The sequence below is a fragment of the Nonomuraea deserti genome (assembly GCF_004348685.1).
GTDB lineage: Bacteria > Actinomycetota > Actinomycetes > Streptosporangiales > Streptosporangiaceae > Nonomuraea > Nonomuraea deserti.
Window position 1 is genome coordinate 1 of record NZ_SMKO01000156.1, and the last position, 24797, is coordinate 24797.

Genomic DNA, 24797 nt, shown 5'->3' on the forward strand with positions numbered 1-24797 from the left:
GCCTTGAGTTCCCGCACCGCCTGGGCCGTCGAGTCCGCCACGTACGCGACCCCCGCCGCCACGTGCCCGGCCGCCGTCCCCCCGCGCGCCGCGTAGTCCGCGACCAGCGCCGCCTTCTCCGCGTCCCCGATGTGCATGCCGAGCAGCATGGGCAGGCCGCGCGCCGCCGCCAGCCCCACCGTCGACTCCGAGGTGCACGCGACGACCGGCCGCATCGCCGCCTCCGGCACCACCCCGACCTCCCTGAACCGGAAGAACTCCCCTCCGGCCGCCACCCGGCCCCGGGAAAGGGCGTCGAGCAGCACGTCGAGCGACTCCCCGAAGCCCCGCTCGAACCGTTCGGCCCCCGTGCCGAACACCTCCAAATCCACCCACGGCCCGCCCCTGCCCACACCCAGCGTGAACCGCCCGCCGGAAAGGTGGTGCAACATCGCCGCCTGCTCGGCCAGCGCCACCGGATGCTGCGTGGACAGCACGCTCACGGCCGTGCCCAGCCCGATGCGGGTGGTCCGGCCGGCGGCGACCGCCGCCAGGGTGGTCGCCGACGGGCACACGCCGTAGGACATGAAATGGTGCTCGGCGATCCACGCGTCGTCGAACCCCGCCTCCTCCGCCGCCACGACCAGCTCGACGGCGTCGGACAGCACGCGCCCGGCTTCCTGGCCGGGAAACTGCGCCGCGATCAGAAAAATGCCGATTCGCACCCGATCCATCATGGCGGTCACCCGGAACGAGCCGCCACCCCAGAGCCTCCGGTCAGCCGAAGAGCGTCGCCTGCCCCTCGCCCGCCAGCGGATCCCGGTGCTGCTTCAGATGCCGCCACTGCGGCAGATCGTCCAGGTAGGACCACGAAAGACGATGGTGCGGGGTGGGCCCCAGCCGGGCGAGGGCCTCCTGGTGCAGCGGCGACGGGTAGCCGGCGTTCTCGGCGAAGCCGTACTCGTCGCAGCCGATCGTCCCCATGTAGGCGTCGCGCCGCACCTTGGCCAGCACGGACGCCGCCGCGACCGAGATGCTCGCGGCGTCCCCCTTGATCTCCAGCCGCACCGGCCAGGGCGGACCGATGTAGTCGTGCTTGCCGTCGAGGATCACCGCGTCGGGGCGCACGGGCAGCGCCTCCAGCGCCCGGCGGGCCGCCCTGCGCAGGGCCCGCGTCATGCCGAGCGCGTCGATCTCCTCGTGGGTGGCCTCGCCGTAGCCGACGCCGACCGCCCACGCGGCCAGCTCGGCGGCGAGCGGCGGGCGTCTGGCCGCGGAGACCTGCTTGGAGTCCGTCAGGCCCGCCGGCGGCTCGGACAGGTCGGTGACCACGGCGCAGACGGTGACCGGGCCCGCCCACGCGCCCCTGCCCACCTCGTCGACCCCCGCGACCGTGCGGACGCTGTGCTGGGAGAGCAGGAGGTGCTCGATGTCGTACGTCGGCGCCATATTGGCAGACGCTATCGCCTCCACGACCGGCCCGGGGGCGCGTCGTGGCCGAACGGCCGGCCGATGCGCGGTCGTGGCCGGAGCGTGGCTCTCACTCGCCGAACGACCGGCCCACCACGTCCTTGGTCGAGCGGACCGGCTCGGGCCAGTCGGCGAGCATGTCGTCCTCGGGGCGCCGCCGCTCCGCCGGGCGTACCGGCTCGAGGTCGGCCGCGATGTAGCGGGCGGCCACGTGGATGGCCCTCAGCGTCACCGACACCGACGGCCGGTTGACGCTGGAGCTCCTGGCGACGGCGTGCACGTCGCGTCCCACCGGGTTGCCGGGGAACTGCCGCACGGCCAGCCCTCGCACCCCGGCGGCCAGCGCCAGCGCGGGCACGGCGGCGATGCCGATGCCCTTGGCGACGAGCGACAGGATGGTCCCGAGCCCTTCGAACTCCCACGGCGTCGGCCGGGTGCCGCCCACGTCCACGAGCAGGCGGTCCACGGCCAGCCGCGACGGCTCGCCGTCGGGCGTGGCCATCCACGCCTCGTCCCGCAGCTCACGCAGGTCCAGCGGCACCTCGGGGTCCGCCAGGCGGTGCTTGCGCGGCACGACCAGCACCAGGGGGTCGCGCAGCAGGGGGAACACCCGCAGGCTCTCGCTGTCGCGTACCCGGCCGTACCAGTCGTCCACGAGCGCGATGTCCACCTCGCCCGACTGCACCTCGCGCAGCCCGCGCCCCGACCGGCTCTGCCCCAGCCGCAGCGTGAGCTCCGTGTGGCGGCGCAGCGAGCGCGCGAGCGCGGGCGCGAACGCCACCGCCGCCGTCGGGAAGGCGGTGACGACCACCCGTCCCGACGGTTTGCCCGCGTGCGCGGACAGATCGGACTCGGCCTCCTCGACCATGGACAGGATGCGCTCCGCGTGCACGACGAGCCGGCGGCCCGCGTCGGTGAGCTCGGCGCTGCGCGCGGTCCTGTCGATCAGCGCCGTGCCGGTCTCACGTTCGAGCGCGACGAGTTGTTGCGAAACGGCCGAAGGACTGTACCCCAGCGACTCGGCAGTCGCCGAGATGCTTCCTCGGCGTGCGAATTCGCAGATCAGCACCAAACGCCGCAATTCCAGCATCAGACTTCCTTATGCCTACCCATGAAAAGCCTCGCTTGTCCTGATGCCTGATGGCAACCACGCTGGGAACGTGACAAACATGACGGTAACTCTGTCCGCCACTCTGGCGGCAAATGAGGACATCGAACGAAGACGACGCGCCGGGGAACGTGTGCTGCACCTGGCCTTCGGTGAGGCCGGTCTGCCCGTCCACCCGGCGCTGCGCGAGAGGCTGGCCGCCGCATCGGAGAACAACGGTTACGGACCGGTCGCGGGGGCGTCCGGGTTGCGGATCGCGGCGGCGGGCTACTGGACACGACGGGGGCTCATCACCGACCCCGAACTGGTCGTCTGCGGGCCCGGCAGCAAGTCACTGCTGTACGGCCTGCTCCTGGCGATCGGCGGAGACATCGTCTTGCCCATGCCCAGCTGGGTCAGCTACGCCGCGCAGGCCGATCTCGTGGGCTCACGCCCCATCCTGGTGCCCGCACCTCCAGGAGAGGGCGGAGTGGCCGACCCCGACCTGGTGGCCGCCCAGGTGCGGCTGGCCAGGGCACAGGGCAGGACCGTGCGCTCGGTGCTGGTCACGCTGCCCGACAACCCGACGGGACGGCTGGCCACGCCGGCGACCGTGGGCCGCCTGGTGGAGGTCGCCCGCGAGCTCGACCTGATGATCATCTCGGACGAGATCTACCGGGACCTGCTGCACGACCCCGCTCTGCCGTACACCTCCCCGGCCGACCTCGCACCCGAGCGCACGATCGTCACCACGGGGCTCAGCAAGAGCCTGGCCCTGGGCGGCTGGCGGATCGGCGTCGCCCGGCTTCCTGACGACGGTCACGAGCTGCGCGCCCGCCTGCTCGCGGTGGCCAGCGAGATCTGGTCGGCGCCCGCGGCGCCCGTACAGGAGGCCGCGGCCTACGCCTTCGGCGATCCGCGTGAACTGACCGAGCGCATCACCCGCAGCCGCCGGCTGCACGGCCTGGTCGCGCGGGCCGTGCTCGACAGGTTCCTGGAGATCGGCGCCGACGTGCCCACCCCGCAGGGCGGCTTCTACCTCTACCCCGACCTCAGCCACCTGAGACTCGGCGGCTCCACCGAGATCACCAAACTTCTGCTGGAGAACCACGGCATCGGCGTCCTGCCGGGACACGCCTTCGGCGACGACCCCGCCGCGGCCAGGATGAGGGTGGCGGTGAGCCTGCTCTACGGCGAGACCGCACAGGAGCGGCTGACCGCTCTGACCAGCCCGGACCCGCTCCAGCTCCCGTGGATCGCGGCCAGCCTCAACCACCTGTCGAGGGGTTTGAAAGAGCTCTCGCTCGTACGGCACGGCGCGACCGCCGCACCGGCGCCCGCGCTCGTCCCCGCACCCTGTGGCGGCTAGGCGATCCCTGCCCGAAGGCCCGGCAAGCCGGTTGCCCCACCCCCACAAGGGGTCGTCGACCTGTGGAAACACCCAGTCCGCAGCCACCGGTGAACGAGTTCCCCCGCGCGTGAACGCACGCGCTCATCATGTGCCCACGCCCGCTCCGGACTCCTGGCGGCTCGCCAGGAGACCGGCACCGGCCGAGGTGACCAGGTCATCCGTCCGTCACGGCCCCGCCCGAACTTTCTGGGCGGGGCCGGTATTTTTGCCTGCCGGCCGGCGCTCTGTATGACACGCCCCCGCGGTGTGCTCTGTGTCGATCTGAGTGTCATACCCAGCCGACCATCAGCATCCAGGGGCGAGCTCAACGCCTGATTAACGGCGGATCAACGGCTCGGTGAACGATCAGCCGGCGTCTAGGTGACGAGCAGCGATGGATCTATCATTTGGTACCAAATCGTTCCATGGCTTGGAGACAGACGGCATGGCTGGTCAGAGCGTTCCAGGCGGGCTGCGGTTCGCCGTGCTCGGTCCTGTCCGCGCGTGGCGTGATGGCCGGGAACTCGACCTCGGCACCCCGCTCCAGCGTTCCATTCTCGGCATGCTGCTGCTGCGGGAAGGGCACGCGGTCACTCCCAACGAGATGATCGACGCGGTCTGGGGTGAGGACGCGCCGCCGCGGGCCCTCGGCGCTCTGCGCACCTACGTCTCCAGGCTCCGTACGGTGCTCGAACCCGACCGGCCCGCCCGGTCCCGCCCGGAGCTGCTGACGTCGATCGGCAGGGGCTACGCGCTGCGGCTGCCCGGCGACGCGCTCGACCTGACCCGCTTCGAACGCGGCATCCGCGAGGCCGAGTCCGCGCGCAGGGCGGGCAGGCTGTCCGAGGCCGCCAGGGCGCTGCGGGCGGCGCTGTCGTTGTTCGAGGGCGAGCCGCTGGCCGGCGCCGTCGGGCCGTACGCCGAGCACCAGCGCGACCGGCTGATCGAGCGCCGCATCAGCGTGGTCGAGACGCTCATGGACGTCGACCTGGAGCTGGGCAACCACGCGAAAGTCGTCTCCGAGCTGATCGCGCTGACCGCCGACCACCCGCTGCGCGAGCGGCTGCGGGCCCAGCTCATGCTCGCCTACTACCGCTGCGGCCGGCAGGGTGACGCGCTCAACGTGTTCACCGAGACGCGGGAGGCGCTCGTCGACGAGCTGGGCATCGAGCCCGGCCCCGAGCTGACCGCGCTGCACCAGCGCATCCTGGCCGCCGACCCCACGCTGGCCGCCGCGCCCGTCCCCGACGACGAGGCGTCCGCCGGCGAGCCGCTGGAGGAAGAGGAGCCGCAGGCGCTCGACCTGCCGCGCCCCGCGCAGCTGCCCGCCGCCGTCAGCGACTTCACCGGCCGCAAGGAGATCGCGGTACGCCTGCGCACGATGGTGTCGGCCGGCTCGCCCGCGCAGTCGTCGCCCGAGGGCGTGCCGGTGGTCGCGATCTCCGGCATCGGCGGCGTCGGCAAGACCGCGCTGGCCGTGCACGTCGCCCACCAGGTCGACGAGGTCTTCCCCGACGGCCAGCTCTACGCCGACCTGCGCGGCTACTCCGGCGAGGCCACCGCGCCCGAGTCGGCGCTCGGGGCGTTCCTGCGCGCGCTCGGCATCCCGCCGGACGTCATCCCCGAGGGCCTCGCGGAACGCTCCGCGCTCTACCGGTCGATCCTCGCCGAGCGCCGCATCCTCGTGCTGCTCGACAACGCCCGCGACGCCCAGCAGGTCAGCCCGCTGCTGCCGGGTTCCGCCGGGTGCGCGGCCGTCGTCACCAGCCGGGGCAAGCTGGCCGATCTGCCGTCGGCGCGGCTGATCGACCTCGACGTGATGGAGCCGGACGAGGCTCTGTCGTTGTTCGCCGCCGTGGCCGGGCCCGAGCGCGTCTCGGCCGAGCGCGGCGCGGCCATGGACGTGGTGGCCGCCTGCGGGTTCCTGCCGCTGGCGGTGCGGATCGTGGCCGCCAGGCTGGCCGCGCGCCCGTCGTGGACGGTCGCCTCCCTGGTGCCCAGGCTGGCCGACGAGCAGCGCCGCCTCGACGAGCTGCGGGTGGGCAACCTGGCCGTCGAGGCCACGTTCGCGCTCGGCTACGGGCAGCTGGACGCCCCGCAGGCCCGCGCGTTCCGGCTGCTCGCGCTGCCCAACGGCCCCGACATCTCCTCGGGGGCCGCGGCGGCCGTGCTGTCGATGAGCGCGTTCGAGGCCGAGGAGGTGCTGGAGTCACTCGTGGACGCCAGCCTCCTGGAGGCGCCCGCGCCGGGCCGCTACCGCTTCCACGACCTGCTCAAGCTGTTCGCCAGGCGGGAGCTGGAGAAGACCGAGCGGCCGCAGGCCAGGACGATGGCGCTGCGCCGGCTGCTCGGCTTCTACCTGGCCTCCGCCCAGTCCGCGCACCGGCTGGCGTACGAGGGCAGCATGATCTCGGCCAACCTGGTCGTGGTGGGGAGCGGGCGCACCTTCACGAGCGTGGACGAGGCCGTGGCGTGGCTGATCGCCGAAGGCGACTCGTTGTTCGCCGCCATCAACCAGGCCGCCGCGTCCGCGCGTGCCGCCGAGCACCTCCTGCCCGCCGCCGACCTGCTGGTGGCGATGGAGCCGCTGCTGGAGTCGGGCACGCACACGCGCGAGTTCGACCAGAGCACGCGGGCGGTGCTGGCGGCCGCGCTGGCCATGGGCGACACCGCCGGCGAGCTGCGCGCCCGTTACGTGCTCGGCCGGGTGCTGTTCGCGGGCAACCGGCTGAGGGAGGCCGAGGAGCACTTCAGGCGCGTGGACGAGCTGTCGCGCGAGCGCGGCGAGAAGGTCGTCACCGGTGAGGTGCTGAACGCCCTGGCCGTCGTGGTCGGCAGGCAGCGCCGCCACACCGAGGCGCTGTCCCTGTTCGACTCCGCGATGCGCTTCTACCGCGAGAACGGCGTGCCGGCCGGCGAGGCTCTGGTGCTCAGCTACTCGGCCCGCGACCACCTGGGCCTGGGCCGCCCCGACGACGCGATCGCCGCCGCGGAGAAGGGTCTGGCCATCTTCACCGAGATCGGCAGCGGAGCCGGCACCGCACGCGCCCGCTACCACCTCGGCATCGTGCTCTCCCGGGTCGGCCGGCTCACCGAGGCCGTGCACCACCACGCCGAGTGCCTGGCCTTCTTCCGGGCCAGCAGGCAACGGGTCTGGGAGCAGCGCGTGTGCTCCAGGCTGGCCGAGACCTTCATCGCCGCCGAGCGTTACCCCGAGGCCGTACGCCACGCCGAGCAGGCCCTCCTGGTCTCCCGCGAGATCGGCCACCCCTACGGCGAGGCGCTCTCGCTCACCGTCCTCGGCAAGGCCCTGCGCGGTCTCGATCACGGGCCCGGCAGCGTGGGGAGGAGTCTCGACTGCCTACGGCAGGCCTTCGAGATCTTCTCCCGGCTCGGCGCTCCCGAGGCCGGCGATCTCAAGGTCCTGCTCGACGGCATCCCCGCAGGCGAGCCCGTCGCCGGGACCGACGGCATCCCCGCTGGCGAGCCCGTCGCCGGGACCGACGGCGAGACCGTCGTCGAGTCCTGAGTACAGCTCGTCGTCCAGACGTGTCATCCACACATGGTTGATCAAGGCTGTCCTTAGGGAGTCACGATGTGCTCGTGATCGACTGAGGTTCAGCCCGGCCGGTCGTCCTTCGCCGCCACGCGTCGCTAGGGGGCCCGGTCATCGGGATGCTCCGCGAGGCGGCAGCCGCCTCACACAGACGACCGGCCGGACCTGACACGGCCCTCGAACCCCCCAAGGCCGTGTCTTGGCCTAGAGCCTCCACCCGGAGTGTCAACGTCCGATCAATGCCGGATCAAAGCAGGAAGTATCCCTCGGCGATGAGGGGCCTGACCGCGTCGGCGTTGGGGATCTCGCCGTCGCCCACCAGCTCGGCGATCACGTTGAGCAGCGGCCCGAGCGCCAGCTCGCCGTCGCAGACGCCGGCCAGCGCCGCCTCCACCGTGCCGACCTCCCTCGTACGGCGCAGCCCCTGCGTCTGCCGCAGCACGATGCGGATCGGGTCTTCCGCGCCCGGCAGGCCGATCCGCTCGTCGAGCAGGCCGTCGACGGTACGCGGCCGCGCGGCGTCGAGGTCGCCGGCCCGGTGGGCGGCCGCGACGGCGTCGAGCACCGAGTCGACGTAGTCGCCGACCGGAAGGCTGACCTGATGGGTGAGATGTTCCACGCGCACGACCGGGTCGAGCGTGCCCGAGTTGCGCATCGTGATCCAGCCGAATCCGATGGCCTCGACCTTGCGCTCCTCGAACCAGGACAACCAGCGGTCGTAGTGCTCCGTGTAGCCCCTGGTGCCCTGCTCGGCGGCATCCCTGAGCCAGAGCTCGACGTATTCGGCGGGGTCCTGCACGTCGCGCTGCGCCACCCAGGCGTCGCAGCCGGTCTCGCGCAGCCAGCCGCCGACGCGGTCGTGCCAGTCCTCGCCCTCGACGTGCAGCCAGTTGGCCAGGAAGTGGGCCTGGCCGCCGGGGCTGAGATGGCGGGGCGTCTCGCGGAGGAGGTCGCGGCAGAAGCCGTCGCCTTCGGCGCCCGACTCGCGGTAGGTCAGCCTCCCCTCAGGGGCGATCACGAACGGCGGGTTGCTCACGATGAGGTCGAACGACTCGTCCTCCACCGGCTCGAACATCGAGCCGGTGCGCGCGTCCACCCCGGAGACGCCGGACAGCTGCCAGCTCAGCCTGGCCAGCTCAAGGGCCCGCGGGTTGAGGTCGGTGGCCACGACGTGCTCGGCCCGCCCGTCCAGGTGCAGCACCTGCACCCCGCACCCGGTGCCGAGGTCGAGCGCGCGCCCGACCGGGCGGCGGGTGACGAGCTGGGCCAGGTTGGCCGAGGCGCCGCCGGCCCCCACGACGTGGTCAGGCCGCAGCGCGGGGTCGCCTGGCCGGACCTTGCGGTCGGAGACGAGGTAGCCGCCGGTCTCCCAGGGCTGCAGGTGGACGGTCGCGCGGACCTGGTCGCCGTCGGTCTCGACCAGCCCGGATCGCATGACGTCCGGCGGGAGTGCGCTCGCCGGCACGGGAACGCCGAGCCACCACAACCTGATCAGCGTCGCCAGCGGGTCACCGTCGGCGGTGGCGCGCAGCGCCGGGACCAGCTCCTCCCGGGACAGCGCGGAGGCGGCCATCGCGCCGAGACGCTCGCGTACGCCGTCGATCGTGTAACCGGTCTCCAGGAGATGATCGCGCAGTCGTTCCACAAGTCCATCCTTTCATCGCGGACTCCTACGCATGATCCGATACCGAGAGCGTTCATACTGTTACCGATCTGCCCCGGTATTCTGCCTGCGCCGGGCATCCGGGACGCGATATGCCTAGAGAGGCCAGCGCGTCATCCGGAGGAGCGGACCCATGCTGATCCCCTGTTTGGCCTGCGATTCCCGGTTTGTTCCCGACGATTACTTCCGCGCCTGTTCCAGCTACCACCGCGGCATGGACCTCGTCTCGTGGACCTGCCCGCGCTGCGGCAACCGCGACGACCTGCGCGTGCTGCCGGGTGAGCTCGGGTTCGGCTATCCGCACCAGGGCAGGTACGACGTGCTCGCCCGCGTACGCGTGCCGGGGCTGCGCAGGCAGCGCGGCGACATGCGGCTCGACATCTCGCTCGGCAGGGTCAGCTGGCGCGTGCCGGCGGGCCGGCGACCGGCGTGACGGGACTGCCCGCCGGCGACCGCGTGACGGGACACCTGCCGGCGACGGCCGGCAACCGGCGTGACGGGGCCGCCCGCCCGCGGCGTGGCCGCGCGGCCCGCTATTCGGGTCGCTGGCGCAGGCTCTGCCAGGCCGCCTCGCCCAGGCCCTTGATCTCCTCGCCGGTCGGCGTGTGGGCGCCCGCGAACCACAGGCGGCACATCTCCTGTGCGGGCCCCAGCCACAACACGTAGCACATGGTCGGGTGGACGGGCTGGAGCAGCCCGTTCTTCATGTGGGGGCGCCACCAGTCGGAGACCTTGCGGAAGAACGCGCGGCGTGCCTCGGCCACCTCGGCGCCGCCGGGCTCGTTCTTACGGGGAGGGCGCTCGCTGACCAGCAGCCTGGCCCGCTCGGGGTGCTCGCCCGCCCAGCGCATGTGGAAGGCCACCACGGCCTCGATGCCGTCGCGGGCCTCGTCGTGGCTGACCAGCTCGGCGAGGAAGGCGCTCTGGTAGGCCGTGAGGATCTCGGCGTACAGCACGCCGAAGACATGTTCCTTGCTGGCGAAGTGGTGGTAGAAGCTGCCGACGCTCACGCCGCTTTCCTCGCGGAGGCTGGCCAGCGTGGTGGCGGAGACCCCGTCCTGGCTGAACCGGCGGAGGGCACCCTCGATGATGCGGGTCCGGCCGTCGCGTCCGTTCTTGACACTCTTCACGCTGTCAATGGTGTGCCACCAGAACGTTATTCCGCAAATAGCCCGGCCTGATTGATCATAGCGGTCACTGCCACGGACCCTGAGGCGACCGTCATCTCGGCGTCCGGCCAGAGCCTGCGGATGAGCCTGAGCACCCGCCGGTTCTCGCCCATGACGTCCATCCCCACGGTCTTCGCCCCGCGTACGGCGGCCCGCGTCAGCAGCGTGTCGACCAGCCGCGGCCCGATCCCGAATCCCTGCCACCGGTCGGCCACCACCACGGCGATCTCCACGTCGCTGCACTCGCCCTGATAGCTCATGGCGTGGCCGACGATCTCTCCGCACCCGGCGGTGGCGATGAGGGCGTCGCGGCGTTCGTCCACCGCGAGCAGCGTCCGCACGAGCCCGCCGCCGGGGTTGGCGACCCCGGTGAAGAAGCGGAGCGTCTGCGTGTGCAGCGACAGACCCGCCAGGAAGCGTCTGATCCGCTCCTCGTCATCAGGGCAGGCCTGGCGGATCTGAGTTCCATGCATGAACTCAGCCTGCCCTGCTTCATCTGGGTCTGTCAATTGAACTCAGGTATAATGGTCAAATGAACGTGCCGTCTCGTATGGGTTTCCGAGCGGACAACTGCTCGATCGAGCGCACCCTGGACATCGTCGGGGAGAAGTGGACCTTCCTCGTGCTGCGCGAGGCGTTCAGCGGCGTGCGGCGCTTCGCCGACATGCAGGCGATCACCGGCGCCCCCCGCCAGGTGCTCAGCGCCCGCCTGGCCCGGCTGGTCGACGAGGGCCTGCTGCGCAAAGAGCCCTACCGCGAGCCGGGGCAGCGCCAGCGCGACGAATACCGGCTGACCGACAAGGGCCGCGACCTCTATCCGCTGATGGTCGCGCTCATGCACTGGGGTGACAAATACCTGACGAACGACGACGGGCCGCCCGTCCGGCTCACCCACCGCGGTTGCGGCGCCCCCGTCGAGCAGCACTTCCGCTGCGCCGACGGCCACGAGGTGGGCGGCCCGCGCGAGATCACGCCCATCCCCGGCGAGGGAGCCGAGCTCAGGAGCGCGTGAGCGGCCCGCCGCAGGTGGCGACCCTCCTTGCGCCTAGTCTTGAGAGCGTGTACCGGTTCCTTCTGACGCCTCGGTGGCTCGCGCTCCACGTGGTGGTGCTGCTGGTCATCCCCGCCTTCGTGTTCCTCGGGCGGTGGCAGTTCGGGCGGTTCGAAGAGCGGTCCGCCAACAGCGAGCGGGTCACCGCCAACATCCAGGCCGCGCCGGTGCCGCTGGAGCGGCTGGCGGCCCCCGGACGGCCGGTCCGCGAGGACGACCGGTTCAGGAAGGTGACGGTGGCGGGCACGTACGACCCGTCCCACGCCCTGCTCGTCCGCCGGCGCCCCCAGGAGGGCAGGCCCGGCTACTACGTCCTGACCCCGCTCGTCACCGGCCGCGGCACGGCGGTGATCGTCAACAGGGGCTGGGTCAAGGCGGGCGCCACCGCCGACACCCCGCCCGAGGTCCCGCCGCCCCCCGCCGGGCAGGTGACCGTCACCGGCCGGCTACGCCCGGGCGAGACCGAGGAGTCCAGCGGCATCCGCGAGCGCTCGGGGCTGCCTCCAGGCCAGGTGCTGCTGATCGACATCGGCAGGATCGGGAAAGGGCTCCCGTACACGCTGGTGGGCGGCTACGTGGAGCTGACCGGGCAGCAGCCGCGGCCGGCCGCGGCGCCGGCCCCGGTGCCGGCGCCCGACGTGGGCGCAGGCGGCGGCCTCAACCTGGCCTACGGGGTCCAGTGGTGGCTGTTCATCGGCATCGCCATCGGCGGGTGGATCCTGCTGATCCGCCGCGAGGTGGCCGAGCGGAGGGCCGCGTCAGAAGGGTCGGAGGGCGCGGAGGCGTCGGAAGCCGAGGAAGCGGAGAGCGCTCCCCGTTAGGGTGGTGAAGTGCGGCACATCACGTTCACCAACCTCTGCAATTTCCGCGACGTAGGCGGATATTTCACGAAAGATAGGCGCATCGTCCGGTGGCAGCGGCTCTACCGGGCCGACTCCCTCGGCTGGCTGGCAGGAGACGATCTCACGACCTTCCGCGACCTGAGTGTGCGCGCCGTCATCGACCTGCGGCACGCGTTCGAGATCGAGAAGAACGGCCGCGTGCCCGAGACCGACGGCCTGCTCTACCAGAACCTGCCCATCGAGGGCCGCCGCTGGGACACCGCCACCACCTACGACGAGGAGATCGGCATCGAGCGTTACCTCGCCGACCGCTACCTGGAGGTGACCGAGGACGGCGTGGCGAACCTCAGGACCGCCCTGGAGACCATCGCGCGGGCCGACAACGCCCCCACCGTCATCCACTGCGCCGCCGGCAAGGACCGCACCGGCGTGCTCACCGCGCTGGTCCTGTCGCTGGCGGGGGTCGACGAGGACGACATCGTGGCCGACTACGCGCTCACCGGGCTGGCCACCGACCGCTTCATCGCCGACTGGAACAGGAGACACCCGGGCACGTCGCCGTGGCCCGGCTTCGGTCTGGCCCCGGCCGAGGCCATGCGGCTCTTCCTGACCGACCTCGCACACCGGCACGGCTCGGTCGAGGCGTACGCCGACCAGGTCCTCGGGATCACCCAGGACACCATCGACGAGCTGCGCGGCCACCTGCTGGCCGAAGCTCCTTGACAGGACTCGGCTCCCGATGTGTGATCTCGGAGACCCAACGGATACGTCGCAGCTTGTTCGACGTTATCCCCTCGTCGTACGGTTACGTGCGTGACTACGCCGCTGCTTCCCGACCCAGACCCGAGGCGGCGCGACTACGTGATCATCTCCGCCGACGATCACCTGATCGAGCCTCCCGACCTGTTCGATGACCGGTTGCCGGAGAAATACGCCGAGGTCGCGCCCAAGGTCGTGGAGACCGAGGCGGGTCACCAGGTCTGGCGCTACGGCGGGGCCACCTACCCGTGCGCCGGCATCGACGTCGGCGCGGGGCTGCCCCGCGAGCAGTGGACCCTCGACCCCGTCAGGTTCGACAACATGCGCCCGGGCTGCCACGACATCGAGGCCCGCGTCAAGGACATGGACGTCGCAGGCATCTGGGCCGCCCTCTGCTTCCCCGGCATGCTGGCCGGCCAGTCGGGCATGCCGTTCGCCAGGACCCGCGACCAGGAGCTCGGCCTGGCCCTGGTCAAGGCGTGGAACGAGTGGCACATCGACGTCTGGGCCGGCACCTACCCCGAGCGCGTCATCGGCCTGCAGCTCCCCTGGCTGCCCGATCCCGACCTCGCCGCCAAGGAGATCCGCGCCAACGCCGCCAAGGGCTTCAAGGCCGTGGTGTTCCCCGAGTTCCCGACCCGGTTGCGGCTGCCGTCGATCCACTCCGGCCACTGGGATCCGTTCTTCGCGGCCTGCGAGGAGACCGGCACCGTCGTCGCCCTGCACACCGGCGACTCGTCGTGGTCGCCCGTGCCTTCCCCCGACACGCCCCTCGAGGCCATCACCACGCTGATGCCGACCAGCGCCATGTTCGCCTGCGCCGACTGGCTCTGGTCGGGGCTGCCGCTGCGCTTCCCCGCGCTGCGCATCCTCATCGTGGAGGGCGGCGTCGGCTGGCTGCCGATGCTGGCCGAGCGCGCCGACTACGCCCTCGACCACCCGGTCGCCGGTGAGGCGTCGTGGGAGGGCGGGCTCAAGCCCAGCGAGGTGCTGCGCCGCAACTTCTTCTTCGGCACGCGCGACGACCACGCGCTGTCAGGGGTGCGGCTCGCCGTCGGCCTCGACCACGTGCTCCAGGAAAGCGGCTATCCCCACTCCGACTCGACGTGGCCCGACACCCAGAAGTCGGTGGCGCACAACCTCGGCACGCTGCCGCCCGCCGACATCGCGCGGGTCGCGTACGGCAACGCGGCCCGCCTCTTCGGCCACCCGCTGCCGTCGCGCGCCTGGCTGCGGATGGAGGAGATCTAGGCCTGTTCGAGGCTCTCGACGCGGCCCTTGATGACGGTGCGCTCGTGCTGGACGTAGCGCCCGCTCTCGCCCAGCAGGGAGGCGAGCAGCCACAGGAACACGCCGAAGTCGTCGGCGACGCCGATCAGCATCAGGAAGTCGGGCAGGACGTCGACCGGCGACAGGATGTAGACCACGCCGAGCGCGAGCAGGCCCAGCTTGCCCTTGCCCATGCCGTCGTACTGCCCGCGCATGACCGCGCCGATCATCCGCGGGATCGCCCGGACCCTGGTCATCAACGCGGGCGACCCGGGTTTGGTCACCTCGCGATAGGTCCGCCACGCCGCCGCCGCGCGTGCTGCCTTAGCCATCATGACAACCCCCTACCCCTGGCTCTTCACGACATAACGCGTCGCCGCGGCCACGAGTTCCTGCCGATCAGGCCAGCGCCGCATGCACGAACGGGCGGGCCCGCTCGACCTGCGCGGCCACCCGGATCAGGAGATCCTCCCGGCCGGCCGCCGCCACCAGCTGCACGCCCACCGGCAGCCCCGCCGCGGTCCTGTGCAGGGGCAGCGAGACGGCGGGCTGCCCGCTCGCGTTGACCGGCGAGGTGTAGGCCACCGCGTGCATCGTCCTGCCGAGGCTCAGGCTGAGGTCGGTCGGCGGGATCCAGCCCAGCGGGAACGGCGCGACCCCCAGCGACGGCATCAGCAGCAGGTCGTGGCCGGCGCCCCACCAGGCGGTCATGCGCCGGCGGAAGCCGTCGATCCACTGCGTGGCCAGGATGTGGTCGGCCGCGCTGTGCTCCTGGGCCGCGCCGACCATGGCGGCGTTACGCGGCTCCAGCTCCTCCACGTCCACGGGCTTGCCGCGCGCCGCGCCCAGGCCCGCGACCTGCGCGGCCAGATGGTTGGCCACGATGGCGCCGAAGTGCCGGGGGAAGTCCGGCTCCGCGAGCGCCTCGGGGCCTCCAGGCGCGACGTCGTGGCCCAGTGACTCCAGCAGTTCCGCGGCCCGTGTGACGGCCTCGGCGACCTCGGGCGCCTCCGGCACGTCGCCCCTGGGATGCGTGGCGAGGAACCCGATGCGCAACCGCCCGGGATCCGCACCCACCTCCGCGGCCAGCGGGCCCGGCAGCGCAGGGGCGTCGTACGGGTCGCCGGGACGCATGCCCGCGACGACGTCGATCGCCGCCGCCGTGTCCCGCACGCTCCTGCTGACGAAGCCCGGGCACGAGAACCCGCTCCACCCCTCCCCCATGGCCGGGCCCAGGCTGACCCGGCCGCGCGTCGGTTTGAGCCCCACCAGGCCGCACATGGACGCGGGGATGCGGATCGAGCCGCCCCCGTCGCTGGCGGTGGCCAGCGCCACCATCCCGGCCGCCACCGCCGCCGCCGATCCGCCGCTCGACCCGCCCGCGGAATACGCCGGGTCGTACGGGTTGCGCGTGGGGCCGAACGCCAGCGGCTCCGTGGTGATCGTGGAGCCGAACTCCGGGGTGTTGGTCCGCCCGAGCACGACGAACCCGGCCTCGCGCAGGCTGACGACGCCGTACCCGTCCGGGGCGTCCACGGCGCCGTCGCGCACCGAGGAGCCCGCGCTGTACGGCTCCCCCGCCTGCCGCCAGCCCAGGTCCTTGAGCAGCATCGGCACCCCTCTGAAGGGCGCGTCCGCCGGAATGGCGTCGATCTCGGCCAGCGCGCGTTCGAAACGGCGGTGGATGACCGCGTTCAGCTCGCCGTCGCGGGCCTCGATGCGGGCGATCGCGGCCTCGGCCAGCTCGCGCGCCGAAACCTGCCTCTCCCTGACCGCCCGCGCCTGGGCGATCGCGTCCAGCCTCAGTACGTCGTCCACGTCGCCTCCTAGGCCTGGGGAGCCAGGTCACGCACCGCCTGGTCGATGGAGACCTCGCCGCCGGGGATGGGGGCGAGGACGGGGGTGTCGAGCCCGTTGTCCACGTACTGCTGGATCCTGGCTCGGCAGGTGGCCGCGTCGCCGTGCACGATGAGGTCGTCGACCACCTCGTCGGGGATGGCCTTCAGCGCGGCCTGCCGGTCGCCGGCCGCCCAGGCCTCGTGCATCGGCCGCAGCGTCTCGCCGCGCCCCAGCCAGTCGTGGAAGGCGGCGTAGACCGGGACGGTCAGGTAGCCGGCCAGCATCCGCCTGGCCATCTCGCGCACCTGGGCGGCGTCCTCGCTCACGCAGACGAACAGGCGGGCGATCAGCTCGGTGCCGGGGCCGATCTCGGCGCGCACGCGGCGTACGTCATGCGGGGAGAGCCAGTTGGTGATGGCGCCGTCCGCCTCGGCGGCGGCCAGCCGCAACATGCCCGGCCGCAGCGCCGCCAGCACGATCTTCGGCGGCGCCTTCGGCGCCCGCTCCAGCCGGAACCCCTTGACCTCGAACGTCTCGTACGCCTCCGAGACCTTCTCGCCGGCCAGCGCCCTCTTGAGGAACCGCAACGTGTCACGGGTGCGCGCGTACGGCTTGTCGAAGGTGCCGGCGTTCCACCGCTCCACGATGGCCGGGGAGGACGCCCCGATGCCCAGCACGAACCGCTCGGGCGCCAGATCGGCCAGCGTGGCCGCGGACATGGCCAGCAGCCCGGGACCGCGCGTCGAGACGGGCACGATGGCGCTGCCCAGCCTGATCCCCGGCGCCCACTGCGCGGCCAGCGCCAGCGGCGTGAACCCGTCGACGCCGTTCACCTCGGCCGACCACGCGTCGGTGTAGCCGAGCCCGGGCAACTCCGCGATCAGCTCCTGCGACCTCGCGAGCGAGCGGTCGTAGAAGGGAATGGTCATGCCCCACTTCTGCGTCATGCACGGCCTCCAGCTCGGTTGCGCCCCACCCCGGGCACGTGCTCCGCACGCGACCTCCGGTGGGACGCTGAACGCATCCGGCCCGTCAGGCACGTGCTCCGCCCGCAGCCTGCGGTGGACGCTGGACGCGTCCGGCCCGTAGGCACGTGCTCCGCCCGCGACCTCCGGTGGACGCTGGACGCGTCCGGCCCGTAGGCACGTGCTCCGCCCGCGACCTCCGGTGGACGCTGGACGCGTCCGGCCCGTAGGCGCGTGCTCCGCCCGCAGCCTGCGGTTGGACGCTGGACGCGTCCAACCGTACCAACCGCTCGGTATGGGGGCTAGGCACGGAGTTCGTGGACCGCCGCGATGAAGTCCTTGGTGATCCCCCGGAGCCCCGGCAGGTGCGACAGCCCGACCAGCCGGTCCACCAGCGGCACCGTGACCTCGATCAGCCGGTACGTACGGGCGCACCCCGGAGAGGTGTCGTGAACCCAGAACAGCACCATCCCCATGGACAACAACCACAGCAGCTCGGGCAGCTCCTCACGCAGCTCGGCGTTCATGCGGTCACGCGACCCCTCGACGACCTGGCGGTAGATCGCGATGGACGCCTCCCGCGCCGGGGACGACTGCGCGCTGAACGGGCTCAGCGGGTTGGTCGGCTCGGCCGCGTGCTTGAAGAACTTCACGGCGAACTCGTGGTAGGGCTCGGAAACGCGTACCCACTCGCGCAGCACCCCGCTCAGGCGGGCCGCGAACGCCTCCTCGGTCGCCAGGAACTCCTTGCAGGCCTCCTCGTGCTCGGCCTGGGCGCGGTCGTAGTACGCCTGGATCAACGCCTCCTTGCTCTCGAAGTAGTAGTAGGCGTTACCCACGGACACCCCGGCCTCCGCGGCGATGGCGCGCATGGTGGTCGCGTCGAAGCCGCGCTCCCTGAACAGCCGCAACGCCGTCTCGACGATGAGCTCCCGGGTGCTCTCCGATCCGCGGTTTCGGGCTTCGGACACGTTCGTCACTGTACGTCGGGAAACCTGGTTAGGTCATGGAGCCGCACGGTGATCGCCGATCCACGGCAAAGTTGCATCCGCGGCATGAGTTATCTCCTGTGAATGGTGGGATTGTCGTTTCAGGCGGAAGGGCTATTTCCGCGAAAAGGCATCGACATGTGGATACGTGGAACAGTGCGCCTCATCGTAGTCGCGCTCCTCGGCATAGAGATCACCATCATCGCGCTGGCCTCGGCCGCCTCCGCCGCCTCCCACCCCGATGGGGAGCGGACAGGGAGCGGCCCCAACGAGGCCGGGCCCGGCGGGTGGGAGGAACCCCTCCCGCAACCGCTGCGGGCGGCCATGGCGGAGGCGCAATCCAGCGCCTCGGAAACCAGGCCGCTTCCCGCCGGACCCTCGGCGCGCGAGAACCTCATGATGAACCGTGACGATCTGGCGGCCCTGCAGAACTGGCCGCTGGACGACCTGCGGTGGCTCACGGAAGGCACGCAGGTGCCGGGCACGACGCACACGCAGCCGTTGCCGGCCCAGCCGCGGGCGAACCTCTCGCCCGCGGAACGCCGGCCACAGGCCGCCAAGGCACGAAAACGCACCAAGGTGGCCGGCAAGCGCCACACGCGGCGGCACAAGGCTCACAAGCGCGCCAGCGTGGACCTGGCGCGCGTGATGCCCCGGCAGGCGGCCGCGCAGCTGACCCACGCCACCGCCGCCGGCTGGCTGCGGAGCTCGGGCCTGCGTACGAAGTCGACCGGCAACTGCACCAGCAAGCACCGGCACCACTGCACCTCGTTCGACTCCGTGCGCGCCGGGACCGTCGCCGGCATCATCCAGCTGAAGCGCGAGAGCGGCTGCCCGATCATGGTGACGGGTGGCACGGAGACCGGCCACGCGCCGGGCCAGTACAGCCACGGCAACGGCTACAAGCTGGATATTTCACACAATTCTTGTATCGACCGGCACATCAAGAAGATCAGCGACCGGGCCGGTAGCCGCAGCGACGGCGCCCGGCTCTACCGATCCGGATCAGGCACCGTCTTCGCCGACGAAGGCGACCACTGGGACATCCTCTTCCGGTGACCTGCGCTGCGGCGGACGCCGTGCGGCACCCACGGCGTCACACCACATCACCCGGTCACTTCTCGGACGCGACCAGCTCGGCGATCTCCGCCGCGTTCAGCGCCGCCCCCTTGCGCAGGTTGTCGCCGCAGACGAACAGGTCGAGCGTGTTGGGGAAGTCGACCGCCTGGCGGACACGGCCGACGTAGGTCGGGTCGTTGCCCACCACGTCGAGCGGCGTCGGGAAGACCCCGTTGGCCGGGTCGTCCATGAGGACCACCGTCGGCGCCGCCTCCAGCACACGATGCGCGTCGGCCACCGTGATCTCGCGCTCGAACCGCGCGTGCACGGCCAGCGAGTGAGTCGTGACCACGGGAACGCGCACGCAGGTCGCGGAGACCTTGAGGCCGGGGATGCCGAGGATCTTGCGGGACTCGTTGCGGAGCTTGAGCTCCTCGGAGGCCCAGCCGCCGTCCTTGTAGGAGCCGGCCCACGGAACCACGTTGAACGCGATCGGCGCCGGGAACGGCGACTCGCCGGGCAGCTTGTCGGTCAGCACCCTGCGCACGTCGCCGGCCACCTGACCGAGACTGCGGTCGCCCGCCACGGCCTCGACCTCGTCGTAGAGCCGCCCGGAACCGGCCACGCCGGCGCCCGACACCGCCTGGTAGGAGGCGACGACCAGCTCGGTGAGCGTGAACTCGGCGTGCAGCGCACCCATGGCCGCCATCATCGACAGCGTCGTGCAGTTGGGCGTCGAGATGATGTTGCGCGGCCGGTTGCGCGCGTCGAGCGGGTTGACCTCGGGCACCACCAGCGGCACGTCGGGCTCCATGCGGAACGTGCCCGACTTGTCGATCACCACCGGGCCGCGCGCGGCCGCGATCGGCACCCACTCGGCCGACACCTCGTCGGGCACGTCGAAGATGGCCACGTCGATGCCGTCGAAGACCTCGGGCGCGAGCGCCTGGACCACGACGTCCTCGCCGCGTACGCGCAGGACCTTGCCCGCCGAACGGGCCGAGGCGACGAGACGGATCTCGCCCCAGATGTCCTCACGCGTCGACACGATGTCGCGCATCACGGTGCCCACGGCGCCGGTCGCGCCGATCAGGGCCAGATTGGGCCTGCTGCTCATCGTCCAGTTCCTCCATACACCACGGCTTCGACCTGGTCGGCGTCGAGATCGAAGGCACGGTGCGCGGCCGCCACGGCCGCGTCGACACCGTCCTGCCCGACCACCACAGAGATGCGGATCTCCGACGTGGAGATCATCTCGATGTTGACCCCCGCGTCGGCGAGGGCCGCGAAGAACGTCGCCGTGACGCCGGGGTGCGAGCGCATGCCCGCTCCGATCAGCGACACCTTCCCGATCTGGTCGTCGAAGAGCAGCGACTCGTAACCGATCCGCTCCTGGATCTTCTTCAGCGCCGTCAGCGCGGCCTGGCTGTCGGCCGTGGGCAACGTGAAGGAGATGTCGGTGCGACCGGTGGCCGCGGCCGAGACGTTCTGCACGATCATGTCGATGTTGATCTCGGCGTCAGCCAGCGTTTTGAAGATCGAGGCAGCCTCGCCGACCTTGTCGGGCACCCCGACAACAGTGATCTTGGCCTCGCTCCGGTCGTGTGCGACGCCGGAGATGATCGGCTGCTCCATCTCGGTTCCTTCGGTGTAAGGGTCGGAGACGACCCACGTGCCTTCCTTGGTGCTGAACGAGCTGCGTACGTGAATCGGCAGGCTGAAGCGGCGAGCATACTCGACGCAGCGCAGGTGCAGGATCTTCGCCCCGCAGGCGGCCATCTCCATCATCTCGTCGTAGGAGATCCTGGGGATCTGCCGCGCCGCGGGCACGATGCGTGGATCGGCGGTGTAGACGCCGTCGACGTCGGTGTAGATCTCGCACACGTCGGCCTCGAGCGCCGCCGCCAGCGCCACCGCCGTGGTGTCGGAGCCGCCCCGGCCCAGCGTGGTGATGTCCTTCGTGTCCTGCGAGACACCCTGGAAGCCCGCCACGATCGCGATGTGACCCTGGTCGATCGCCTCACGGATGCGGCTCGGCGTCACGTCGATGATGCGCGCCTTGCCGTGCGCGGAATTGGTGATCAGACCCGCCTGGGAGCCGGTGAACGAGCGGGCCTCGTGGCCGAGGTTGGCGATCGCCATCGCCAGCAGGGCCATCGAGATGCGCTCGCCCGAGGTCAGCAGCATGTCGAGCTCGCGGCCCGGAGGCAGCGGCGACACCTGCTCGGCCAAATCGAGCAGCTCGTCAGTCGTGTCGCCCATCGCGGAGACGATCACGGCCACGTCGTTGCCGGCTTTTTTCGTCGCGACGATCCGTTGCGCGACCCGCTTGATGCAGGACGCGTCGGCGACGGACGAACCACCGTACTTTTGCACAACGAGGGCCACAAGAAGTCTCCCGGTCTGGACTGTGAGCTGCCAGTCTACTGGGGCCGTCTCATGCGCCCGATGGGCCATGCCACCATGTGGACGCTCTTCAGACCGCGGTGGTCTCCTCGGCCACGTCGAGCCGCGAGTGCGCGGCGAGAGCCTGCAGCGCCCGCATGGCGGCGCCCGCGTGATTTCCCCACGTGTTGAAATAAGAATATTGCCACCACCAGAGCGCCTCGTGCGGGCGGCCCGCGTGATAGTGGCGCAGCCCGTGGATGAGGTCGGCGGCGACCGCGGTCAGGTCGTCGGACAGCCGGTAGGGGGTGACCCCCGTGTCCTTGTACGGGTCGAACACCTCGGCGTAGTCGTCGACCGCCTCGAGCCGCTCGGCCAGCGCTGTGCGCACGCCGTCGATGTCGGGGTCCTCGCTCATCGGCGGCTCGTAGTTGCCGGCCAGGATCACGTCACGGTTGGCGCCCAGCTTGGCGCCCGCGAGGCTCACCTGGGCGACCTCCACCAGCAGCAGCGACCAGATGGCGTCGCCGCCCTCGCCACCCGCGACCCTCGTCAGCCCGTCGACGTAGTCTTGTGCGTGCCCGGCGATCTCTTCCGCCAGCGCGCTCCACTCGTCAGACATCCAGCAGCCTCCGTCCTTCGAACGCGCGGCCCAAGGTGACCTCGTCGGCATATTCGAGGTCACCGCCCACAGGCAGACCGCTGGCCAGTCGTGTCACTTTCACACCCATCGGCTTGACCAGACGGGCGAGGTAGGTCGCCGTCGCCTCCCCTTCCAGGTTGGGGTCGGTGGCGAGGATGAGCTCGGTGACGCGGCCGTCGGCCAGGCGTGTCATGAGCTCACGAATGCGCAGGTCGTCGGGGCCGACACCGTCGATCGGGCTGATCGCGCCACCGAGCACGTGGTAGGTGCCGCGGAACTCGCGCGTCTTCTCGATCGCCACGACGTCCTTGGACTCCTCGACCACGCAGATCACGTGAGTGTCGCGGCGCGCGTCGCGGCAGATGCGGCACTCCTCCTCGGAGGCCACGTTTCCGCACGTGCGGCAGAAACGGACCTTCTCCTTGACCTCCAGCAACGCGTGCGCCAGCCGTTTGACGTCGGCTGGGTCGGCCGCCAGCAGGTGGAACGCGATCCGTTGCGCGCTCTTGGGACCGACGCCGGGCAGCAGCCCCAGCTCGTCGATCAGATTCTGGACGACCCCTTCGTACATGCCTAGAACCCTGGCAACTGTCCGAGGCCGCCGCCGCCCAGCCCCTGGGCGAGCGGGCCGAGCTTTTCCTGCTGCAGATCGGCGGCCGCGCGCACGGCGTCGCGGACGGCCGCGATCACCAGGTCGGCGATCGTGTCAGCGGTGTCCTGCGCGTCGCCGGCGTCGATCACGCTCGGGTCGATCTTGAGTTCGAGCAGCTCGCCCGAGCCGTTGACGACGGCGGTGACCATGCCGCCGCCTGCTGAGCCCTCGATCTGCGCATCGTTGAGCTCCTGCTGGGCGCTCACAAGCTGCTGCTGCATGAGCTGTGCCTGCTCCAGCAGCTGCTGCAGGTTGACATCCCCTGGGTTCACCGTCGTGCGCTCCTCGTGGCTCCGCGTTCTTGACTGCCACGAGCCTACGGTGTTTGGGCGGCGTCATGTACTGGTGGCGTCCCCATGTTTCGTCCCGGGGCCTGTGCCCGTATGATCCGCTCGCTGTCCGGCGTGTTCCCGGCCGGGCGTCCATCGAGTCTTCGGACGTGTCCGGCCGGGTCTCAGACCCCCCTCCAGCGTCCAAGACCCGGCCTCGCGCCGGCGAACCGGCGCGTTGGTCAGGAACGCTATGGGCGCGAACGTTGCGCACAGGTTGCGTCCATTTGATCACTCTGTGCAATCCTCGCGAACGGGTTGCGCGAAGGGCCTTCAAGACGGATAGTCGAGCTGACTACTTGGAGTGACCAATGAGTTACGCCCATCTCGACGACTACTCCCGCGCTCTACGCGGGGCACACGAAGCGGTGGCGACCGGCCAGGACTGGCCGGAGTCCCCACGCCGTCTGATCACAGCATCGTGGCGTCGCTCCCTCGAAGCCGACATCAACCCGGAGAAGCTGAACGCGCCCTCCGTCTTAGACCCCTCCTACATCAAGGACGTCCGCCAGGCCCACCCGCTGGCGCCCCTCCTCCCCCTCCTCGTGGACACCCTGTCCGGCCTGGCCGACGAGATCGACCACGTGATGATCGTCACCGACGACAGCGGGCGCGTCCTGTGGCGGGAAGGCAACCGAGCGATCATCCGCCGCGCCGACCAGATCGGCCTCGCCGACGGCCACCAGTGGGCCGAGCACAACGTCGGCACCAACGGCATCGGCACCGCCCTCGCGATCCGGCGGCCCATGCACGTCTACTCCGAGGAGCACCTCATGCGCGTGCTCCACGTCTGGTCATGCAGCGCCGCCCCGATCAGCGACCCCGATTCCGGCCAGGTCATCGGCTGCGTCGACGTCAGCGGCACCGCCCGCAGCCTCCACCCCGCCACCGTCGCCCTGGTCGCCGCCACGGCCAAGCTCGCCGAATCCCAGCTCGCCCTGCGCATGCACGAACGCGACGAACGCCTCCGCCGCCGCTACGAAGCACTGCGCGGGCGGCCGGGCATCCTGCTGTCGTCCACCGGCCGCGTCATCTCCGGCGACCCGTCGGGCTGCCTGGGCGAGCGTGTCCCCCTCGGCAACCAGGCCCAGCGCATGCTCCTCAGAGACGGCTCCGTCGCCCTGATCGAACCCTTCTCCGGCGGCTTCCTCCTGCGCCCCTCGCCGGCCACCACACCGCCGACCCTGACCATGACGTTCCTCGGCGAAGGCACACCCACGGCCACCTTCGGCGACCGCGAACAGACCCTGTCGCTCCGGCACGCCGAACTCCTCGCCCTCCTGGCCCTCCACCCCCACGGGCTGACGGCCGAGCAACTGTCGTTCCTGCTCTACGGCGACGCCGGCAACCCCGTGACGATCAGGGCGGAGATCCACCGGCTGCGCGCCCAGTTCGGGAACGCGATCGCGGCCAAACCGTACCGGCTGACCTGCCCGATCGAGGCCGACTTCCTGGAGTTGCGCCGCCACCTGGCCGCGGGCGACCCGGCCTCGCTGGCCCGCGCCTACAACGGCCCCCTGCTGCTGCGCTCGGAGTCGCCGGAGATCCGCAGGGAACGCGACGAGCTGGAGGCCCAGGTGCGGGCCTGCCTGCTGCGGCGAGGCACACCCAGCGACCTCTGGGCGTACGCGCAGACCTGCAACGGACGCGACGACTACGAGGTGCTCGAACGCCTCGCCGCCCTGCCCCCCACCGACTCCC

The 24797-nt window shown here is 71.2% G+C and carries 24 protein-coding genes; 9 read left to right on the plus strand and 15 right to left on the minus strand.

Annotation, left to right across the window (positions count from 1 at the left end):
• The 3 genes from E1292_RS37470 to E1292_RS37480 all read right to left on the minus strand — a co-directional run.
• On the minus strand, window positions 1-704 hold a 704-nt coding region (locus E1292_RS37470; RefSeq protein WP_132602532.1), incomplete at its 3' end, for an LLM class flavin-dependent oxidoreductase.
• A gap of 52 nt (window positions 705-756) precedes the next feature.
• Entirely contained in the window at window positions 757-1428 is a 672-nt protein-coding gene (gene rnhB / locus E1292_RS37475) for a ribonuclease HII (RefSeq protein WP_132602535.1), read from the minus strand.
• Window positions 1429-1519: 91 nt separating this feature from the next.
• Window positions 1520-2539, minus strand: a complete 1020-nt coding sequence (locus tag E1292_RS37480; RefSeq protein WP_246090602.1) for a LysR family transcriptional regulator — start codon at window positions 2537-2539, stop codon at window positions 1520-1522.
• A 79-nt stretch (window positions 2540-2618) separates the two neighbouring features.
• On the opposite strand from E1292_RS37480, the gene E1292_RS37485 reads away from it, so the two are divergent.
• Both E1292_RS37485 and E1292_RS37490 read left to right on the plus strand, forming a co-directional pair.
• The gene (locus E1292_RS37485; protein ID WP_132602538.1) at window positions 2619-3905 is read left to right on the plus strand and encodes a pyridoxal phosphate-dependent aminotransferase; all 1287 of its coding nucleotides are present in this window, start codon (window positions 2619-2621) and stop codon (window positions 3903-3905) included.
• 466 nt (window positions 3906-4371) lie between these two features.
• Window positions 4372-7455, plus strand: coding sequence for an AfsR/SARP family transcriptional regulator (locus E1292_RS37490; protein ID WP_132602541.1), 3084 nt, complete (start codon window positions 4372-4374; stop codon window positions 7453-7455).
• A gap of 274 nt (window positions 7456-7729) precedes the next feature.
• Here E1292_RS37490 and E1292_RS37495 read toward each other — a convergent pair whose 3' ends face one another.
• Entirely contained in the window at window positions 7730-9127 is a 1398-nt protein-coding gene (locus E1292_RS37495; RefSeq protein ID WP_132602544.1) for a DUF7059 domain-containing protein, read from the minus strand.
• 232 nt (window positions 9128-9359) lie between these two features.
• On the opposite strand from E1292_RS37495, the gene E1292_RS37500 reads away from it, so the two are divergent.
• Window positions 9360-9578 carry a hypothetical protein gene (locus E1292_RS37500; RefSeq protein WP_246090603.1) on the plus strand — a complete coding sequence of 73 codons (219 nt, stop codon included), beginning with the start codon at window positions 9360-9362 and terminating at the stop codon, window positions 9576-9578.
• Between the two features lie 100 nt (window positions 9579-9678).
• Here the strand turns inward: E1292_RS37500 and E1292_RS37505 are convergent, their stop codons facing one another.
• Together E1292_RS37505 and E1292_RS37510 are read right to left on the minus strand one after the other, a co-directional pair.
• The gene (locus E1292_RS37505) at window positions 9679-10275 is read right to left on the minus strand and encodes a TetR/AcrR family transcriptional regulator (RefSeq protein ID WP_132602550.1); all 597 of its coding nucleotides are present in this window, start codon (window positions 10273-10275) and stop codon (window positions 9679-9681) included.
• A 26-nt stretch (window positions 10276-10301) separates the two neighbouring features.
• Window positions 10302-10787, minus strand: a complete 486-nt coding sequence (locus E1292_RS37510) for a GNAT family N-acetyltransferase (RefSeq protein WP_132602554.1) — start codon at window positions 10785-10787, stop codon at window positions 10302-10304.
• A 59-nt stretch (window positions 10788-10846) separates the two neighbouring features.
• Here E1292_RS37510 and E1292_RS37515 point away from each other — a divergent pair, with 59 nt between their 5' ends.
• From E1292_RS37515 to E1292_RS37530, 4 genes are all read left to right on the plus strand, one after another.
• Window positions 10847-11326, plus strand: coding sequence for a winged helix-turn-helix transcriptional regulator (locus E1292_RS37515; protein ID WP_132602557.1), 480 nt, complete (start codon window positions 10847-10849; stop codon window positions 11324-11326).
• A 47-nt stretch (window positions 11327-11373) separates the two neighbouring features.
• Complete coding sequence (locus tag E1292_RS37520; RefSeq protein WP_132602560.1) at window positions 11374-12186, plus strand: SURF1 family cytochrome oxidase biogenesis protein; 813 nt, start codon at window positions 11374-11376, stop codon at window positions 12184-12186.
• A 9-nt stretch (window positions 12187-12195) separates the two neighbouring features.
• On the plus strand, window positions 12196-12930 hold the full coding sequence (locus tag E1292_RS37525; protein ID WP_132602563.1) for a tyrosine-protein phosphatase: 735 nt from the start codon (window positions 12196-12198) through the stop codon (window positions 12928-12930).
• A gap of 90 nt (window positions 12931-13020) precedes the next feature.
• Complete coding sequence (locus E1292_RS37530) at window positions 13021-14217, plus strand: amidohydrolase family protein (protein WP_132602566.1); 1197 nt, start codon at window positions 13021-13023, stop codon at window positions 14215-14217.
• Here the strand turns inward: E1292_RS37530 and E1292_RS37535 are convergent.
• The 4 genes from E1292_RS37535 to E1292_RS37550 all read right to left on the minus strand — a co-directional run bounded on the left by E1292_RS37535 (window position 14214) and on the right by E1292_RS37550 (window position 18010).
• A complete protein-coding gene (locus E1292_RS37535; protein WP_132602569.1) occupies window positions 14214-14567 on the minus strand; it encodes a YkvA family protein in 354 nt (117 codons plus the stop codon). The genes E1292_RS37530 and E1292_RS37535 overlap by 4 nt on opposite strands.
• Before the next feature lie 67 nt (window positions 14568-14634).
• Entirely contained in the window at window positions 14635-16053 is a 1419-nt protein-coding gene (locus E1292_RS37540; protein WP_132602572.1) for an amidase, read from the minus strand.
• 8 nt (window positions 16054-16061) lie between these two features.
• A complete protein-coding gene (locus E1292_RS37545; RefSeq protein WP_132602575.1) occupies window positions 16062-17021 on the minus strand; it encodes an LLM class F420-dependent oxidoreductase in 960 nt (319 codons plus the stop codon).
• 320 nt (window positions 17022-17341) lie between these two features.
• On the minus strand, window positions 17342-18010 hold the full coding sequence (locus tag E1292_RS37550) for a TetR/AcrR family transcriptional regulator (protein WP_132602578.1): 669 nt from the start codon (window positions 18008-18010) through the stop codon (window positions 17342-17344).
• A gap of 174 nt (window positions 18011-18184) precedes the next feature.
• Between E1292_RS37550 and E1292_RS37555 the strand changes: the two genes are divergently transcribed.
• Window positions 18185-19087, plus strand: a complete 903-nt coding sequence (locus E1292_RS37555) for a hypothetical protein (RefSeq protein WP_132602581.1) — start codon at window positions 18185-18187, stop codon at window positions 19085-19087.
• A 55-nt stretch (window positions 19088-19142) separates the two neighbouring features.
• Here the strand turns inward: E1292_RS37555 and E1292_RS37560 are convergent, their stop codons facing one another.
• The 5 genes from E1292_RS37560 to E1292_RS37580 all read right to left on the minus strand — a co-directional run bounded on the left by E1292_RS37560 (window position 19143) and on the right by E1292_RS37580 (window position 23039).
• Window positions 19143-20204: an aspartate-semialdehyde dehydrogenase gene (locus E1292_RS37560; protein ID WP_132602584.1), complete on the minus strand. Its 1062-nt coding sequence runs from the start codon at window positions 20202-20204 to the stop codon at window positions 19143-19145.
• The gene (locus E1292_RS37565) at window positions 20201-21475 is read right to left on the minus strand and encodes an aspartate kinase (RefSeq protein WP_132602587.1); all 1275 of its coding nucleotides are present in this window, start codon (window positions 21473-21475) and stop codon (window positions 20201-20203) included. Before E1292_RS37565 ends, E1292_RS37560 begins: the two co-directional genes overlap by 4 nt.
• 88 nt (window positions 21476-21563) lie before the next feature.
• Window positions 21564-22094 carry a DUF5063 domain-containing protein gene (locus E1292_RS37570; protein ID WP_132602590.1) on the minus strand — a complete coding sequence of 177 codons (531 nt, stop codon included), beginning with the start codon at window positions 22092-22094 and terminating at the stop codon, window positions 21564-21566.
• Window positions 22087-22686, minus strand: coding sequence for a recombination mediator RecR (gene recR / locus E1292_RS37575; protein WP_132338813.1), 600 nt, complete (start codon window positions 22684-22686; stop codon window positions 22087-22089). Before recR ends, E1292_RS37570 begins: the two co-directional genes overlap by 8 nt.
• 2 nt (window positions 22687-22688) lie before the next feature.
• Window positions 22689-23039: a YbaB/EbfC family nucleoid-associated protein gene (locus E1292_RS37580; protein WP_171055572.1), complete on the minus strand. Its 351-nt coding sequence runs from the start codon at window positions 23037-23039 to the stop codon at window positions 22689-22691.
• Between the two features lie 368 nt (window positions 23040-23407).
• On the opposite strand from E1292_RS37580, the gene E1292_RS37585 reads away from it, so the two are divergent.
• On the plus strand, window positions 23408-24797 hold a 1390-nt coding region (locus E1292_RS37585), incomplete at its 3' end, for a GAF domain-containing protein (protein ID WP_132602593.1).

Excerpts from the sequence above, each read along its gene's own strand:
- E1292_RS37515 (WP_132602557.1), top strand. The coding sequence starts at position 10,847 with ATGAACGTGCCGTCTCGTATGGGTTTCCGAGCGGACAACTGCTCGATC.
- E1292_RS37560 (WP_132602584.1), bottom strand. The coding sequence starts at position 20,204 with ATGAGCAGCAGGCCCAATCTGGCCCTGATCGGCGCGACCGGCGCCGTG.
- E1292_RS37545 (WP_132602575.1), bottom strand. The coding sequence starts at position 17,021 with ATGACGCAGAAGTGGGGCATGACCATTCCCTTCTACGACCGCTCGCTC.
- E1292_RS37535 (WP_132602569.1), bottom strand. The coding sequence starts at position 14,567 with ATGGCTAAGGCAGCACGCGCGGCGGCGGCGTGGCGGACCTATCGCGAG.
- rnhB (WP_132602535.1), bottom strand. The coding sequence starts at position 1,428 with ATGGCGCCGACGTACGACATCGAGCACCTCCTGCTCTCCCAGCACAGC.
- recR (WP_132338813.1), bottom strand. The coding sequence starts at position 22,686 with ATGTACGAAGGGGTCGTCCAGAATCTGATCGACGAGCTGGGGCTGCTG.
- E1292_RS37480 (WP_246090602.1), bottom strand. The coding sequence starts at position 2,539 with ATGCTGGAATTGCGGCGTTTGGTGCTGATCTGCGAATTCGCACGCCGA.
- E1292_RS37485 (WP_132602538.1), top strand. The coding sequence starts at position 2,619 with ATGACGGTAACTCTGTCCGCCACTCTGGCGGCAAATGAGGACATCGAA.
- E1292_RS37500 (WP_246090603.1), top strand. The coding sequence starts at position 9,360 with ATGGACCTCGTCTCGTGGACCTGCCCGCGCTGCGGCAACCGCGACGAC.
- E1292_RS37510 (WP_132602554.1), bottom strand. The coding sequence starts at position 10,787 with ATGCATGGAACTCAGATCCGCCAGGCCTGCCCTGATGACGAGGAGCGG.
- E1292_RS37570 (WP_132602590.1), bottom strand. The coding sequence starts at position 22,094 with ATGTCTGACGAGTGGAGCGCGCTGGCGGAAGAGATCGCCGGGCACGCA.
- E1292_RS37490 (WP_132602541.1), top strand. The coding sequence starts at position 4,372 with ATGGCTGGTCAGAGCGTTCCAGGCGGGCTGCGGTTCGCCGTGCTCGGT.